This is a genomic window from Desulfobulbus oralis (assembly GCF_002952055.1).
GTDB lineage: Bacteria > Desulfobacterota > Desulfobulbia > Desulfobulbales > Desulfobulbaceae > Desulfobulbus > Desulfobulbus oralis.
In genome coordinates this window covers 714760-730805 of the sequence record NZ_CP021255.1, presented here as the reverse complement: position 1 = coordinate 730805, position 16046 = coordinate 714760, and the positions used below count along the sequence as shown (strand labels likewise).

14 protein-coding genes are annotated in these 16046 nt (G+C 53.0%); 1 reads left to right on the top strand and 13 read right to left on the bottom strand.

Going from position 1 to position 16046, the window contains the following annotated elements; all coding sequences use genetic code 11:
- Positions 1 to 89: 89 nt before the first annotated feature.
- The 7 genes from CAY53_RS03115 to dnaN all read right to left on the bottom strand — a co-directional run bounded on the left by CAY53_RS03115 (position 90) and on the right by dnaN (position 10647).
- A complete protein-coding gene (locus CAY53_RS03115) occupies positions 90 to 1220 on the bottom strand; it encodes an ABC transporter permease (protein WP_104935893.1) in 1131 nt (376 codons plus the stop codon).
- A complete protein-coding gene (locus tag CAY53_RS03110; protein WP_104935892.1) occupies positions 1217 to 2161 on the bottom strand; it encodes an ABC transporter ATP-binding protein in 945 nt (314 codons plus the stop codon). Before CAY53_RS03110 ends, CAY53_RS03115 begins: the two co-directional genes overlap by 4 nt.
- 53 nt (positions 2162 to 2214) lie before the next feature.
- A complete protein-coding gene (locus CAY53_RS13690) occupies positions 2215 to 3204 on the bottom strand; it encodes an HlyD family secretion protein (RefSeq protein ID WP_104935891.1) in 990 nt (329 codons plus the stop codon).
- Between the two features lie 321 nt (positions 3205 to 3525).
- On the bottom strand, positions 3526 to 4539 hold the full coding sequence (locus CAY53_RS03100; RefSeq protein WP_104935890.1) for an NAD(P)H-dependent glycerol-3-phosphate dehydrogenase: 1014 nt from the start codon (positions 4537 to 4539) through the stop codon (positions 3526 to 3528).
- The gene (gene gyrA, locus CAY53_RS03095) at positions 4536 to 7055 is read right to left on the bottom strand and encodes a DNA gyrase subunit A (protein ID WP_104935889.1); all 2520 of its coding nucleotides are present in this window, start codon (positions 7053 to 7055) and stop codon (positions 4536 to 4538) included. Before gyrA ends, CAY53_RS03100 begins: the two co-directional genes overlap by 4 nt.
- Before the next feature lie 52 nt (positions 7056 to 7107).
- On the bottom strand, positions 7108 to 9504 hold the full coding sequence (gene gyrB, locus CAY53_RS03090; protein WP_104935888.1) for a DNA topoisomerase (ATP-hydrolyzing) subunit B: 2397 nt from the start codon (positions 9502 to 9504) through the stop codon (positions 7108 to 7110).
- Positions 9505 to 9516: 12 nt separating this feature from the next.
- Entirely contained in the window at positions 9517 to 10647 is a 1131-nt protein-coding gene (dnaN, locus tag CAY53_RS03085) for a DNA polymerase III subunit beta (protein ID WP_104935887.1), read from the bottom strand.
- A 263-nt stretch (positions 10648 to 10910) separates the two neighbouring features.
- Between dnaN and CAY53_RS03080 the strand changes: the two genes are divergently transcribed.
- A complete protein-coding gene (locus tag CAY53_RS03080; protein ID WP_104935886.1) occupies positions 10911 to 12023 on the top strand; it encodes a serine hydrolase domain-containing protein in 1113 nt (370 codons plus the stop codon).
- A 9-nt stretch (positions 12024 to 12032) separates the two neighbouring features.
- Here CAY53_RS03080 and CAY53_RS12870 read toward each other — a convergent pair whose 3' ends face one another.
- The 6 genes from CAY53_RS12870 to CAY53_RS03055 form a co-directional block, all read right to left on the bottom strand.
- On the bottom strand, positions 12033 to 12206 hold the full coding sequence (locus tag CAY53_RS12870) for a hypothetical protein (protein WP_017866078.1): 174 nt from the start codon (positions 12204 to 12206) through the stop codon (positions 12033 to 12035).
- A complete protein-coding gene (locus tag CAY53_RS03075; protein ID WP_104935885.1) occupies positions 12203 to 12559 on the bottom strand; it encodes a hypothetical protein in 357 nt (118 codons plus the stop codon). The genes CAY53_RS12870 and CAY53_RS03075 overlap by 4 nt, the downstream gene beginning before the upstream one ends.
- Positions 12556 to 12918 (bottom strand): hypothetical protein, encoded by a 363-nt coding sequence (locus CAY53_RS12865; protein ID WP_181040391.1) that lies wholly within the window; start codon positions 12916 to 12918, stop codon positions 12556 to 12558. The genes CAY53_RS03075 and CAY53_RS12865 overlap by 4 nt, the downstream gene beginning before the upstream one ends.
- Positions 12915 to 13166, bottom strand: coding sequence for a sulfurtransferase TusA family protein (locus CAY53_RS03065; protein WP_017866082.1), 252 nt, complete (start codon positions 13164 to 13166; stop codon positions 12915 to 12917). Before CAY53_RS03065 ends, CAY53_RS12865 begins: the two co-directional genes overlap by 4 nt.
- 175 nt (positions 13167 to 13341) lie before the next feature.
- Positions 13342 to 15024, bottom strand: a complete 1683-nt coding sequence (locus tag CAY53_RS03060; protein WP_245874860.1) for a (Fe-S)-binding protein — start codon at positions 15022 to 15024, stop codon at positions 13342 to 13344.
- Between the two features lie 26 nt (positions 15025 to 15050).
- Entirely contained in the window at positions 15051 to 15986 is a 936-nt protein-coding gene (locus tag CAY53_RS03055) for a respiratory nitrate reductase subunit gamma (RefSeq protein WP_104935882.1), read from the bottom strand.
- Positions 15987 to 16046 lie beyond the last annotated feature (60 nt).

Sequence of the window (16046 nt, the reverse complement as noted above, 5' to 3'; positions counted from 1 at the left end):
GCCGGACCTGTGCCCCGTTCTGCGCCGCCGGCTGCCGGGCTCCGCGTGCCTTCAGGACTTTTTATCTCTGATAAGGATTTTCGTTTCGGTTAATCCAGCGTTCTCTTGAAAAACCGCGCCGAAAGGCCCATCACCACCACACAGAAGACTGCCACGGGCCAGATCTGCGGCCAGAGTTCGCTCCAGCCGTTACCCTTCAGCAGAATGCCGCGTACCGCCCGGTTGAAGTGGGTGAGCGGCAGCAGGCTGCCAATGGCCTGCGCCCAGCCGGGCATGCCGGCAAAGGGGAACATGAAGCCGGAGAGCATCATGTTTGGCAGAAAATAGAACATGGTCATTTGCATGGCCTGCAACTGGTTGCGCGCAAAGGAGGACAGTGCCACGCCCACGATGAGGTTGCCCGCGATAAAGAGGAGCGAGGCCACGTAGAGCGCCAGCGGGTTGCCCAGAAAGGGCACCTGGAAGAGCAGCCTGGCCAGCGCCAGGATGATAAACACCTGAATGTGGGCAATCAGAATATAGGGCGCAATCTTGCCGGTCATGATTTCCAGCGGACTGAGCGGCGAGGCCAGCAGGTTTTCCATGGTGCCGTGCTCCCGTTCCCGGGTCACGGCAAGACCGGTCATCATCACGGTGGTGAGCGTCAGAATCACGCCGATGAGACCCGGCACGATGTTGTACCTGGTCAGGCCCTCTGGGTTGTACAGCCGGTGGGTGATGACGGAGAAGGCCGGGGCCTGGCCGCGCAGAGGGGCGAGCGGGCCTGTGAGTTCCCGCCTGGCCACGGCAAGTGCCAGCCCCTGCAGCGTGCCCAGGGCGCCGCTGGTGGCGGTGGGATCGGCAGCGTCGGCCTCGACCAGAATCGAGGGCCTTTCGCCCCGTAAAAGGCGGCGGCTGAAACCGGCAGGAATGTTGACTACAAACTGCACTTCACCAAGCTTCAGGGCCCGCCGGGCCGTGGCCTCGTCAAGCCGGGTGATGACGCGGAAATAGTCGCTGTTCTTCAGGGCAGCTTCGAAGCTGCGGGCAAAGGCGCTGTTTTCGCCCAGGATCAGGGCGGTCGGCAGGTGTTTGGGATCGCTGTTGATGGCATAGCCAAAGAGCAGCAGTTGCATGACCGGAACACCCACGATAAAGGCGAAGGTCAGCCGGTCGCGCCTGAGCTGCAGGCACTCCTTGATGACCACGCCCCACCAGCGGGTGAACGAAAAACCTGTCATGAGGCGGCTCCAAGGTTGTCTGTGGCCCGGCGCATCAGGGCGATGAAGGCGTCTTCCAGGCCGGTCTCTACGGGCCGGATCTCCTGGCCCGGCCAGGCGGTCTGCCGCAGCGTGGCCAGCAGCGCGTGCTCGTCCCTGCCGCTTACGTGCAGGGCCGCGCCGAACATCACGGTCTGCTCGATAGCGGGCAGCGTCTTCAGACGTTCCGCCAGGGCGTTCAGACCCGACCCGGTCACGGCCAGGGTCGCCAGCCCCTGCGCGGCCACAATCTCCTGGGCCGTGCCGGTGGCCAGCAGTTGGCCAGAGGCAATACAGGCCAGCTTGTGGCAGCGTTCGGCCCCGTCCATGTAGTGCGTGCTGACCAGGATCGAAATGCCGCTGGCCGCCAGCCGGTGCAGCTCGTCCCAGAAATCCCGGCGCGCCATGGGGTCAACGCCTGCGGTGGGTTCGTCCAGAAGCAGCAGTTCCGGCTGGTGCAGCATGCAGGCCGCAAGGGCGAGCCGCTGCTTCCAGCCGCCGGACAGCGATCCGGCCAACTGCTCGGCCCGGCTGCCAAGCCCCATCTTTTCCATGGTCGCCGCCACCGCGGCCCGGCGTTCTTTCATCTCGAAGAGCCGGGCCACAAAATGCAGATTCTGGCGGATGCTCAAGTCGTCCCAAAAGGAGAATTTCTGGGTCATGTAGCCGACCCGGCGTTTGATGGCGGCGCTTTCCCTCAGAATGTCAAAGCCCAGACAGGTGCCACTGCCGGAATCCGGGGTCAGAAGGCCGCACATCAGGCGGATGCACGTGGTCTTGCCGCTCCCGTTCGGGCCAAGGAAGCCATAGATTTCGCCGTGCTCCACCCTGAGCGAGACCCGGTCCACCACCAGCTTTCTGCCGAAGCGCTTGCTCAGATCATGCACGTCAATGGCAGCCGCATCTTGGTTGGTTTCAGGCATGGGCTTGTGAGCGGTGGGCGTTTGACGGGATTGCTCTGCGGGGCAATGCCCCTCTATTGCAGCAGCACCTGCACGGGCTGGCCCGGGTGCAGCCGGCCGGCAAGTGCCGGCTCAGCTGGCCTGGCCTCCACCATGAAGACCAGCTTGCTCCGGGTTTCGTTACTGTAGATCACCGGCGGCGTATATTCGGCTTCCGGCGCGATCCATACGATCTGAGCGGCCACCGGCTCCGGCCTGCCGTCCACCAGGCAGTGCAGCGCTGTACCCAGCCGCAGGCTGCCCAACCGCGTCTCTGGCACGAAAAAGCGGAACTTGACAGCCTCGGGCGGCAAAAGCTGCACCACCGGACTGCCTGCCGAAACCCATTCGCCCTTGCGGAACAGCGTGTCCACCACCAGCCCGGCAGCCGGGGCCTGACCGCCTTTCCGGGCCAGCTCCCATCTGGCCTGCGCCACCTCTGCCTCTGCCGCCGCGACCGCCGCTTCCTGCGCCGCGATCCTGTGCGGCCGCTCCGGCAGCGTGGCGACCGCAAGCTGCTGTTCCAATTCCTGCACCCGTTCAGCGGCACCGTGGGCTGCGGCTCTGCTGTCGTCCAGGTCGCGCTGGGACACGCCGCCGTTTTTGGCAAGCCTGTGCAGGCGCTGCAGGAGCGCCGCTGTCCGCCCGGCCTCGGTTTGGGCCTGGGCCAGGCGGGCCTGAGCCACTGCCAGCTCCGCGGCTCTCTGGCCGGTTTGCATATCGGCCAGCACGGCTTTGGCCTGGGCCAGCGCAGCCTCCTTCGCTTCCAGTGTCCGCACCTCGTCTTCCACCTCGAGCTGAAAAAGCCGGGCGCCCGCGCTCACCCGCTCGCCCCTGTGCACCAGCAGCGCATCCAGTCGTCCAGCCCGGGCCGGGGCCAGATACAGGTATTCGCCCTCCACGTAACCCTGAAAGCCGCTGTTTGCCTCCTGCCGGCAGGCGGCAACAGGCAGGAGCAGGGGCAAGACCGCCATCACGAGCAGCAGGCGGCGGTACGGCTTGTCTTCGCTTTTGCCGGGCATCATGGTCCTCCTGTGTAATCGCGGCCCGGGTCTCCTGCTGTACCTCAGCCGCTTCAGCATGAGGTACAGCACCGGCACAGCCGCTATGGCAGCGCTGATGCGGGCGGCAAGCAAGCTGCTCCATGGCTGCCGGGCCGGGGGCCATTGGCATGGCGCTCCTGTTTAAGAAGTCAGGTGTGGTCGACAGGAGCCTGTCCTGGAGGCGGGGCACCTGGCAGCCTGGCAAGTGCCACAATGCATTCAAGCCCTCAGGTGCACCGGTGAGGGCGAGGTGAAAGAGCTCGGCTGGAGTCTGGTAGTCCAAACATTGGTGAGGCCTACCATTCAGTTGCCATGCCCCAGCAGTTCTTCCTTCAGGGTCCTCTGAAACAACTGGGTCACCGCCTCTCTGCAGCTTTTGCCCTCGTACAGCACGGCGTACACCTGCTCCAGAATCGGCATTTCCACAGCCCTGGCTTTGGCGAGCTGAAAACAGGACTCTGTCGTTCTGACGCCTTCCGCCACCATGGTCATTTCTGCAAGCACCTGCCTGAGCGTCTTGCCTGCGCCCAGTTTCAGACCGACGCTGCGGTTGCGACTCAAATTGCCGGTACAGGTCAGAACCAGATCCCCCAGACCGGAAAGTCCGGAAAAGGTACGACTGTCCGCTCCCAGGGCCGTGCCCAGCCGGATGATTTCGGCAAGACCTCTGGTAATGAGAGCGGCCCGGGTATTCAGGCCGTAGCCCAGACCATCGGAAATACCCGAGGCAATGGCAATCACGTTTTTCATGGCCCCACTGATCTCAAGTCCCAAAACATCCTGTGAAGAATACACCCTGAAGAAGCGGGTAGAGAACAGTTCCTGCACGCGGGCAGCCTGTACTTTGTCTGCACAGGCCACGGTCACGGCGGTGGGGAGGCCACAGGCCACCTCTTCGGCAAAGCTTGGGCCACTGAGCACACAGAGGGCAAGCGGCCTGCCAGCACTTTCCTCCTGCATAATCTGGGTCATGGTGCGGATGCTGGGGAATTCTATACCCTTGACCGCCGAGACCATCGGAATGTTTCCGGGCAACAATGGCACAGCCTGCCGAAAGACCTGCCTGAAACCGTGGGACGGAACAACCATGAGCACACAGGCTGCCCCTGTCAAGGCAGATTCCAGATCGCCCGTGGCGATCAGGCTTTCCGGAAAAGGATGGCCTGGCAGATAGCGTGTATTTGCCCTGGAGCGCTGCATGGCAGCCATTTCGGCTGCGTCCCGACCCCAGAGCCACACTTCATGCCGGCCCGCCAAAAGCATTGCCAGGGCCGTACCCCAGCTTCCGGCACCTATGACCGCTACTTTCTGCATCATGCCTCATCCGGGCTGTCGCTGTCTGCCGACCTATCGCTGCCCATGCCTTCTTCTTCGCTGTCATCCACGCCCTCTTCCCGCGCCAGCATGGACATGTCGGTTACCAGCTCATCCTTGGCCAGATTGATCAGACGTACGCCCTGGGTATTGCGGCCGATCAGCCGCAAGCTATTCATTGGCATACGGATGATCTGCCCGGAGTTGGCGATAATCATGACCTGATCTTCGTCGTGCACGGTGAGAACCCCCACCACCTTGCCGTTGCGCTCGCTGGTCTTGATGGCCAGAACACCCTTGCCACCACGGCTCTGCACCGGATATTCCGACTCTGCCGTTCGCTTGCCGTAGCCGTTTTCCGTGACCGTAAGAATGGAAGCATCGCTATTGATAATGGCGGCTCCGACCACTTCGTCATCCGCCATAAGATTGATGCCCTTCACGCCCGAGGCCATGCGGCCCATGGTGCGTACATCATCTTCGTGAAAGCGGATGGACTGACCATTCTTGGTAACCAGCAAAATATCGTCGTGACCGCTTGTAATAGCCGCAGTCAGTATTTCATCTTCTTCCCTGATGGTAAGTCCCACCTTGCCTTTTCTGAGCGGTCGCTTGTATTCGGAGATAGAAGTCTTTTTGACCTGACCCTTCTTGGTAATCGTGAGTACGGTCAGGGAATCGTCCATGCTGGCGAGATCGGCAACCGGCAGAATGGCTGCTACCTTTTCACCTTCGCCCAGCTCCAAAAGATTGACGATAGCCCTGCCAAGTGCAGCTCTGCTGGCCTGGGGCAGCTCATAGACCTTGCGCCAGAATACACGGCCACGGTTGGTGAAAAAGAGGAAGGTGTCAAGCGACGAGGCGGTATAGAGACTGCATACAAAGTCGTCCTCCAGGGTGCCCATGCCCTTGATCCCCTTGCCGCCGCGGTGCTGGGCGCGATAAAGGCTCAGGGGGTTACGTTTGATGTAGCCGCCGTGGGAGACGGTGACGACCATTTTTTCCGGTGCAATCAGGTCTTCCGGAAGAATTTCATCCGGTTCATCCATGATTTCAGTACGGCGTTCGTCACCATAATCTTCCTTTATTTTCTCGAATTCTTCCCGAACTATCTCAAGGAGCAGTTTACCGTCTGCCAGTACTTCCTTATACCATTTGATCTTTTGCAGAATCTCCTCATAATCCTTGATAATTTTTTCCCGCTCAAGGCTGGTTAGCCTTTGCAGTTTCATATCGAGGATGGTTTGTGCCTGAATATCTGTCAGGGAAAATCTGGTCATGAGTCTGGATTTTGCTTCATCAGGATTTGATGAAGAACGAATAAGCGCCACAATTTCATCAAGGTTGGTGATGGCTATCCGGAGTCCTTCCAGGATATGGGCACGCTCCTCCGCTTTCCGTAATTCATAGCAGGTACGGCGGTAGACGACCGTGCGCCGATGCTCCAGAAAATGCTGTAATACTTCCTTAAGATTCAGAATTTCTGGTTTGTTTCCGACAATACAGAGAAGGATTATACCAAAGCTCTTTTGCAATGGTGTCATCTTATAAAGCTGATTCAGAACTATTTCCGGCAGTTCTCCTTTCTTCAGCTCCAATACTACCCGTACACCGTGGCGGTCAGATTCATCCCGAATTTCGGAAATGGAAGTAATACGCTTTTCTTTAATCAGCTCCGCAATTTTTTCCACCAACAGAGATTTATTCTGTTGATAAGGTATTTCTGTAATAATTATAGATTCATCATTACCATGCTGCTCAATATGAGTACGTGAACGGATAATTACTACACCCCGACCGGTTTCATAGGCTTCACGGATACCGGCTCGTCCGCAGACGATACCACCGGTAGGAAAATCCGGGCCGGTAATATGCTGCATCAATTCATATATCGTTATATCTGGATTATCGACCAGAGCGATCAGGGCATTGATAGTCTCCGTAATATTGTGGGGCGGTATTTTTGTGGCCATGCCAACGGCAATGCCTTCCGAGCCGTTGATCAGGATATTGGGTATTTTTGAGGGCAAAACCGATGGTTCCTGCAAGGAATTGTCGTAATTGGGCATGAAATCGACGGTTTCCTTGTCCAGGTCGCTGACCAGCTCCTGATCGAGTTTGGTCATACGGGCCTCGGTATAGCGCATTGCCGCAGGCGGATCGCCATCCATGGAGCCAAAGTTGCCCTGGCCATCTACCAGCGGATAGCGCATGGAAAAATCCTGCGCCAGTCGCACCAGCGTATCATAGGCCGCGGTGTCGCCGTGCGGATGGTACTTGCCGATAACGTCTCCCACAATACGAGCCGATTTGATGTAAGGCCGGTTATAGGTATTGCCCAGCTCGCGCATGGCGAACAGCGCACGCCTATGGACAGGCTTCAGTCCATCCCGCACATCCGGCAGCGCCCGGCCAATGATGACCGACATGGCATAATCGAGGTAGGAGCGCTGCAGCTCCTTGTCAATGGCCACACTCTGATGGGGGTTCTGTCCTGCTGAAAGATCTTCTGCACTCATAATGATCAAAAAAAGATGCCGTCAGGGCTTTGCCGGCGGCTTTGTGGAAATTTCAGATATCCAGGTCCACGGCAGAGAGCGCGTTGCTCTGAATGAACTCGCGTCGGGCATCTACCTTGTCACCCATCAGGGTAGTGAACATGTCGTCACTGACCGCCATATCATCGACATGCACCTGGATCAGGGTACGGTTGGCCGGGTTCATGGTGGTTTCCCAAAGCTGTTCGGGATTCATTTCACCAAGACCCTTGTAGCGCTGTAAATGACTGCCCTTGAAGGTTTCATCCCTTACCATGGTGAGCAGCATACGCCAGTTGTCCGCCTGCAGAAGCGAATTGGCATCGTCTCTTTTGGCAATTTCAAAACTACCTTCCAGATAGGGCCGAATATTCTTGTAGAGCACTGCTGCCTGCCGGTATTCCGGCAAGAGCGGCACTCCTGGTCCCATAACCGCTGCCTGCCGGGCCTGGCCGGAAAAAATAACGTCACATTCAAAACAACTGTGACGCCAGGAACAAGAACGCAATTCGCTGCACTGAACCTGCTGCTCCTTCAGTTTCGCCACCAGATTTTCGACCACAGCGCTGTCTTCGAATTGCCGGGCACTGCGAATATCCTGAGCCAGCAGAAAAAGCACCAATGCTTCTGGTACATTCAGGCGCTGCAGATAGTCCAGAAGTTGAGCAAAACGGGATAGATCATGCAGAAGCCGGATCATGCTCTCCGATTCCAGCTTTTCTTCATTTTTTTTGTTGATCTGTAAGGTAGTGCTGGCCTGGGTATAAAGAAATCTGTCCAATTCCTCGTCATTCAGGAAGTATTGCTCCTTTTTGCCCTTTCCCAGCCGGTAAAGTGGGGGTTGACCAATATAGATATGACCCTTTTCTATGAGCGGCAGCATCTGTCGATAAAAGAAGGTAAGTAAAAGCGTGCGGATATGGGCGCCATCCACATCAGCATCAGTCATGATGATAACTTTATGGTAGCGCAGCTTTTCCAGATCAAATTCGCCTTCTCCAATACCGGTGCCAAGGGATGCCACCAACTGCTTTATTTCCTCTGAACCGAGCATTTTGTCAAAGCGGGCCTTTTCCACATTCATTATTTTGCCACGCAAGGGCAAAATGGCCTGAATACTGCGGTCACGGCCCTGTTTGGCCGAGCCTCCGGCAGAGTCCCCCTCCACTATGAAGAGTTCGCGCTCCTCCGGTTTTTTGCTTTGACATTCAGCCAGCTTACCGGCCATCATCACGGACAGGGTGCCTTTTTTTCGGGAAAGATCCCGTGCGCGCCTTGCTGCCTCACGGGCACGGGCGGCTTCCACTGCCTTGCCAAGTATGGCTCTGGCCACAGCCGGATTCTGCTCGAAGTATATGGAAAGTTTGTCCGTACAAATGTTTTCCACAATGGATTTGACTTCCGAATTCCCCAGCTTGGTTTTAGTCTGCCCCTCAAACTGTGGATTTGGCACACGCACGGAAACTATACAGGTCAGGCCTTCGCGTACATCATCTCCCTCCATCTTTTCCTTCAGATTTTTAGGAGCATTTTCGTCATTGGCATAACGATTGATGCACTTGGTCAAGGCAGCGCGAAAACCAGCGATATGGGTACCACCCTCCCGGGTATTGATATTGTTGACAAAGGAAAAAAGTCGTTCAGTATAACCGTCTATATACTGTAAGCAGACCTCTACCTGTACATTGTCTTTTTCACCAGATAAAAAAATAGGCTGTGCATGAACTGCTGTACGGTTACGATTCAAAAATTCTACATAGGAAATAATACCACCATCATAGTAAAAAGTATCTTCTGCGCCATCCCGTTCATCTTTTAAATTTATACGAATATCCTTATTCAAAAAGGCTAATTCACGAAGCCTAGTTTTGACAATATCATATCGAAAAATAGTTGTTTCGGTAAAAATAGAGGGATCTGGAGCAAAAAATATAATTGTTCCTCGACCATCACATGATCCTAAATCTTCCAGTTCGCTTGTTCGTTTACCATATTCATAGCTTTGTCGATATATATGACCATTACGCTTAACGGTGGCTACAGTTTGGGTACTGAGAGCATTAACAACGGATACACCCACTCCGTGTAAACCTCCTGAAACTTTATAGGTGGAATTATCAAATTTACCACCTGCATGTAATGTAGTCATGACCAGTTCCAGCGCAGAAATCTTTTCTGTCGGGTGTTTATCTACTGGAATACCACGACCATTATCTTCAACCGTGATCGAATTATCTTCATGAATAGTAATACTGATCTCGGTACAATAACCAGCTAGAGCTTCATCTATGGAGTTATCGACCACTTCATAAATAAGATGATGCAGGCCTTCTTCAGCAGTATTACCGATATACATGGCAGGCCGTTTACGAACCGCTTCCAGCCCCTCCAGTACCTTGATCTGTTCAGCATCGTAGTTGGTTTTTGACATAATCAATCGATTTTATAGTTTCATTGGCATAATGACACAGAGAAAACCCTCATCCTGATCCGAAGTAATCATACAAGGGCTTTTTTCATCTTTAACCGTTAATTTTATAATATCACCCTCCATAACTTGTATAACTTCTATAAAATATCGACAGTTAAAAGCAAGATCAATATCTTCTCCTCCATATTGTATTTCAAACGAATCAGTTGCAGATCCGTATTCCGTATGTTGTGAATTAAGAATAATCTTGTTTTGTGTTAGGCTTATCTTTATAGCATGAGAAATATCTTCTGTAAAAAGGTTTATTCTTTTTAATGCTTCTAGAAAACGGATACGATTTATATGTACAATATTTTCTTGTGATATACTTTGTAATAGTGAAGCAAAATCAGGAAAATCGCCTTTCATAAGGCGAACAATTAAAATAGAGCTTTCGTCTTTTAATACAATTTGTTTTTCCTCAATTCCCAAATTAATAATATCAATATTTTCACAGAATTTACGTATTTCCTGTATCCCTCTACGTGGTATTAAAGTAGAAGAATTTAATTCTAATATATCTATATTAGTTTCAATTTTCTTACTGCATAAAGATAGACGATGACCATCACTTGTCACCATTTTTATATAGGTATTTTCTTCTTCTTTATATTTTTGTAATAATGCAGCCGTAAGAGAAAAGATACTCTCTTTATCTTGTGCTATGGAAAAATAAGTTTTATCTATAATTTCTGTAAATATTTCACTTTTTACAGCAATTTGTGCTTTTTCGTCATAAAGGGGAAACTGAGGAAATTCGTCTGCTTGCATACCTGCCAAACGATAATGCCCTGAACCGGCTTCTATTTCTACCCAAGCGTTATCCTGTTCTTTCAAAACGATATCATTTCCCCCTGATTCACGGGCAAGCTCGAAAAGTTTTTTCGCCGGAAGCGTAATTTTTCCCGCTTCGATAATTTCAGCGGCAATAATTTGCTTTAGTCCTATTTCCAAATCAGTACCAGTACAGATCAGGTGATTGTCATCCGTTTCCAAAAGCAGATTACTGAGAATGGCCATGCTGCCCTTTTTCCCCGTAATATTCTGTTGAGCGCTGACCGCCTTCAAAAGATCGTCACAGCGAACTATGCAGTGTAATCCCATAATTTATTCCTATTTTTATAGATTTGTTGTAATTGTTATGCTGGTTACACGGTGGATTTACATGTTAAGCTCTTGGAATATCATAAACTTTTATGATATTCCTTTTTGTGTATGCATGGTGGATAACATGGGAAAACAAGGCATTTTTCTTCTTTGAACACCTTATCCACATTATTTTGGCCACAGAATTGGCACAGCCCATTAAACTACCTTAATTTATTAAAAAAATCAAATGTTCCCTCAAAAAAAATATATAAGAAACCATGGAAAAACAGCAAGATGAATTCCTTTTTTCGCTGTGCCGGCAGGCCGTTTTGGAAAAGGTCTGCTCAGGTGCCTCCTCCTTTGTGGCCTTTAGAAAAAAAAGCAGGTGGAAAAAGCTCATTGCAGCCTGCGGCCAGACGCAAAATGGAAGAGAGGACCAGAAGCTTGATGGCGATACTCTTTTCGATTTGGCCTCCCTCACCAAGCCGTTGTGCACGGCACTTTGCGTAGCTGCTCTGGTTAGCAAAAAAAAACTGGATCTCTCAACTCCTCTGGCCAGTCTTTTGTGTTGCCGGGATTATCCGGTCCACTGGCAGCAGATAAGGATTTCAGACCTGCTGAGCCATAGCTCGGGCCTGCCTGCGTACCGTGAGTACTTCAGACAATTTGCGCCGCTACAGCAGGCAGATAACCAGGAATGGCTTTTTAACCTGATAGCTCGGGAGGCCTTTGAATATGAATGCCGGACGAGCTGCGTGTACAGTGATTTGGGTTATATGGTGCTGGGCCGGATAGTCGAAGAGGTAGCCGAGGGCTCGCTTGCCGATTTTTTCAGAGCAACCATAGCAGGCCCCATAGGCTTAGAAGAGGGGCTCGCTTTCCGGCCAATAGGCGCTGTGCCTGCTCAGACAAGGGAGAATATAGCGGCCACGGAGCATTGTCCCTGGCGCGGCCGTTTGCTGGTGGGTGAAGTCCACGATGAACACGCCTGGCTCCTGGGGGGAACGGCCGGGCATGCGGGTCTTTTCGGTAAGGCTCCTGCGGTGGGTGAGTTGTGTATCCTGCTGGCGGATATCTGGCACGGCCGGCAGAGGCACCCGTACATGGACAGTGAAGTTTTGCGCCTTTTTCTGGATTACACCAGTCCTGCCGGGCCCTGGGCCCTGGGTTTTGACCGGCCAAGTGCCGCCCACTCCAGCAGTGGCGACTGTTTTTCCCAAACAACAGTTGGTCATTTGGGTTTTACCGGTACTTCGTTTTGGATTGATTTGCAGCAGGACAAAGTGGTGGTGCTGCTCACCAATCGTGTACATCCCAGCCGGGAAAACAACAAAATCCGGCAATTTCGGCCCTGGTTCCACAACTGCATCATGAGGTTCTTTTTCGGATAGCGCTGTCGTTTACCACCAGCAGACCGTTTTATCGTTGGCAAAAATTTTTCGGACCAGGAGGTCATAATCGGGATCATCGTCGTACAGGCGAAATTCGTCGGCCACGCGGTCCCGATTGAGAATTTTTACCAGCTTTTTGACCTGTTCAGAAGGCTCAGAGCGGTACACCTGTAAAATTTTCATCCCCTCTCCCTATTTCTGCTGCATGCAGGTGGAGCATAAGAGGCGGTGGGCAGGCCGTAAGGAATAATGAAATCGGCGTCCCGCAAAAGCTCGCCCAGTTCTTCGAGAGTGATACAGCTCAGTTTGAGGTCGGCAGACTCTTCATCAGTTTCAGTGGCGCAGGTAAATACCTGCCCTCCCATTTCGCTGATCCAGTTGATGTTTTCCTGCATATAGCCGGACAGCAAATCAAACTTGTCATTCATGACCACCGGGTAGACATAGTGATTTTCCAATGTCAGGCCCAGGCCGGAGCGAATGCCGTCGTGGAAAAGCCTGTTGGTGATCAGGATATAGACTTTGAGGGTTCTCATAGAACGACATACCTGCCGCACTCGGCCAGGATCGCTCCCAGAAAAGCCTGGGTGCGCATTTGTCTGCAGCTTATGCCGTGGGGGATGTCTGCAACATCGTAGCCTTCGCAGGCGTAACTGTCGGCGCAGATCGCCAGATCATCCACTGCGCACATCCCGGCCAGTACCGAAAATTCGGCGCATTTGGTGAGATGGACAGCTTTTCCGGTCAAAAAAACCTTGATACCTTTTCCCGCGCGCAGGGCTGCCTGCACTATCCCGAGCACGTGGCGCAGGTGCTCGGGCGATGTGACGATAATTCCCAGTTTGTTGGGATCAGTGGTGATGCTATTCCTCACAGGACAAAGCGGGCCAATCAACCCTTCCTGATATAGTAGGTGGTGTAGTTGATTTCCTGACGTTCACCCAGATATTCGTGTCCGATACGGGCACACCAGTCGGGAATATCGTTGCGTGAGCCAGGGTCAGTGCTCTGCACAAGCAGAATCTGCCCGCTTTTGATGCGTTCGATTTCCTGTTTTACGCGCAGAAGCGGCATGGGGCAACTGAGGTCCCGGGCATCCAGAACAGCGTCGGCAGAGATTTCTCCGGATACCTGTTTGATCATGGTACTTCCTTGGTTTGGGAAATAAAGGCGTGGGTTGGCAAAAAGGCTAAAAAGAATGCCCCGCCTTGTCAAGCAGGAATATGCATCTTTTTCCATTCCAGACAGGAAAAGAGAAAAGGCAAAAAAAAAGGGGAAAGGCTTCCAACCTTCCCCCTTTTTTTAGTATACGCAAAAATTACTTCTTTTCTTCGCTGTTATTTCCTGCTTCCTGGGTCTGCTGGGCTTCCCAGATTTCCCGGGCCTCTGTTGCCCAGTCCACCATTTCCATTTCACCACAGCCTTCCCAGATGGAGAAGGGGTTGACGTTCGTCATGGCATTCACGATCAGCTCCACCAGGCCGCCATAGGCCAGACTGTTTTTGGTAAAGAGCTTGTTGACGCCCAAGATGTCACGAATCTGGCCCTTGCAGTTAGAGCAGGGGGCGCAGATATACTTCTTGGTTTCCGGGCCCAGACATTCCTTGAAGGCCTCGCTGATCTGCCACATCTTTTTGCGGCCGGAAATGTTGTTGCGCCACTGCTCTAGGTTGTTGCGGGTCATGATGGCGAAACCGGAGCCACCGCCGCAGCAGTAGTTGTGGACACCATTGCAGGGCATTTCCCGGAATTTGGGAGCGATCTTGCGCAGAATTTCACGCTGCGGCTCCACAATACCCATCAGTCGAACGATGTTGCAGGGATCGTGCAAGGTCACCGGGAAGAAGTTGCGGGACGGGTCGAGTTTGAGCTTGCCTGACATGACGATGTCGCGCAGGGTGACATAGCAGCTTTCCCGTGGCACCTGCATGTCGTAGGGAACCGTGCGATCTCCTATAACGCTCATGGCCTTGGTGGCATGGCCGCATTCGCCGATGACAATTTTTTTGACCCCCAGCTCCTTGGCAGCTTCCATGTGCTTCAAAATGATACGGGCGAGCTGGGTATCGTCATAGAAGAGGCCGTAGTTGACACCGTCATAGGCCAGCATCTTGCTGGACATTGTCCAGGACAGGCCGGCCTCCTGGAAGATGATGGAGAAGGCGGCGACATTTTCGGCCCAGGTCACGACTTCTCCGGCATTGTGGATCAGGAGAACGTCGGCGCCCTGGACGTCGAAGGGCGTCGTGAATTTCACTCCGGTGAGTTCGCTGAAATCCTCGTCAAAGCTGGCCACCGTGTCTTTGATCACTTCGGGGGTCAAACCGGTGGAAGAGCCCACTCTCATCTGGAGCATGGTACCCTTGTCGTGCAACTCTGGCGGGTGAATACCAAGTTCCTGGCTGAACAGCTTGCGAATCTCGCGGGCGATGAGGCCGTTGTCCACGCCAATCGGGCAGACCTGCGCGCAGCGGCGGCACAGGTTGCAGCGATAGGACAGTTCACCCAGGCGGGCCACGGTTTTCCAGTTGAGGCCCATATCGCCGTAGCGCCACTTGGCCAGCGGTTCTTTCTTGACGTACTGCTTGTAGATGCGGCGCAGGATTTCCGAGCGGTAGTTCGGCCGGTACATCTCGTTTTTGCCCGACATCTCATACAGATGGCAGGCTTCCGAGCAGGAATTGCACTGCACGCAGTTGTCCATGCTCGTTTCCAGCATGGGCAGGCAGGTCCAGTTGTTTTCCTTGGAGAAGAGCTTGCGCATACCGGTCAGGAACTTGTTCACCAGATCCTCTTCTTCAGCCGGGCTTTTCGGCATTGGAATGTTCAGAGCGCAAACCTCATCGAGAATGCAGGCGGTGTTTTCCTTCTGGGCGTCTGTAAAGGGCTTCCACGGCATCGGCTTGACGTCAAGCGGCAGAATGGGCAGATCTTTAATGTCGATACTGACCATCTGGTCTTTAACAGTGGAAACGTCGGTTATTTTCAAATTATCATTCATGGCGTGAACGTCCTCCTCATTATCCACTAGTTGTCCGTTTCAGAAGCAGCGGGATTGGTTGTGGCCACATCGACCCAGGTTTTCTGGCCATTGCCCTGGATATGATCGGCGCTCCAGGATACCTTGAGCTGCAGGGCTTCCATCAGCTTCTTCTGATTCCGGGAGCTGAACGGAGTTGGAGTATCTTCCCAGCGGATATTATGATACATGTCGTACTTCAAAATCAGGTGCTGCATATTGGTCATTGGGATCATGATCAATAGAGCAAAACCTACGAGCATATGCAGGCTGAACAGGGTATTGTTCATTGGTGTAAAGGTCAGGGTCAGCAAGCCATGCATAAAAGTGCTTGCCTGATCAAAGAAAGAAGGCGTGAAAAGGCAGGCCAGGAGACCCAGAACACCAAACAGGATAAAGGAGCCCAGATTCAAGTAGTGCTCATTGGTTGTGTAGCGTTTCAGACCAGAATCATGGCGGCGGCGCTGGATCAGGGCAATGCCACCTACAATGATGCAGAAACTGCCAAAAAGCGCACTGCCATTGATTATATGGCCAATTGCTGTTATCAGGGCGCTGTCCGGAGCAATACCAAAGATCTGCAGGAGAGTGGAGATGATAAGTATAATGGTGCCGCCCATCAACAGGTACATGCCCAGATGGAAGGGATAGGTGCAGGCCCAGAGTTTGAGATTGTGCTTAAAGGTGGCATGCAGGAAGAGCACTTCTTCCAGAATACCTTTGATGTCTTCCAGATGGCTGAGGTGGCGTTTTTTCTTCCACCAATCCACTTCTTCCATATAACTGCCCCCGTGCTTCGCCTTGTCGCCTTCGTGGGGTACAGGGTACAATTCCCAGCGTACATGCAGGGGGGTGGCTTTACGAAAGGTCCTGAGTCTCCTGATGGCCAGGCTGATAAACCCGATAAAAGCCAGATAGCCAAGCAGGTAAAACAGTGCTGTCATGCGTTTCCTCCTGTTGCTCGAAAAAGTGGTGCAAGATTGTGATGTTGCCGGTTGTGCCTT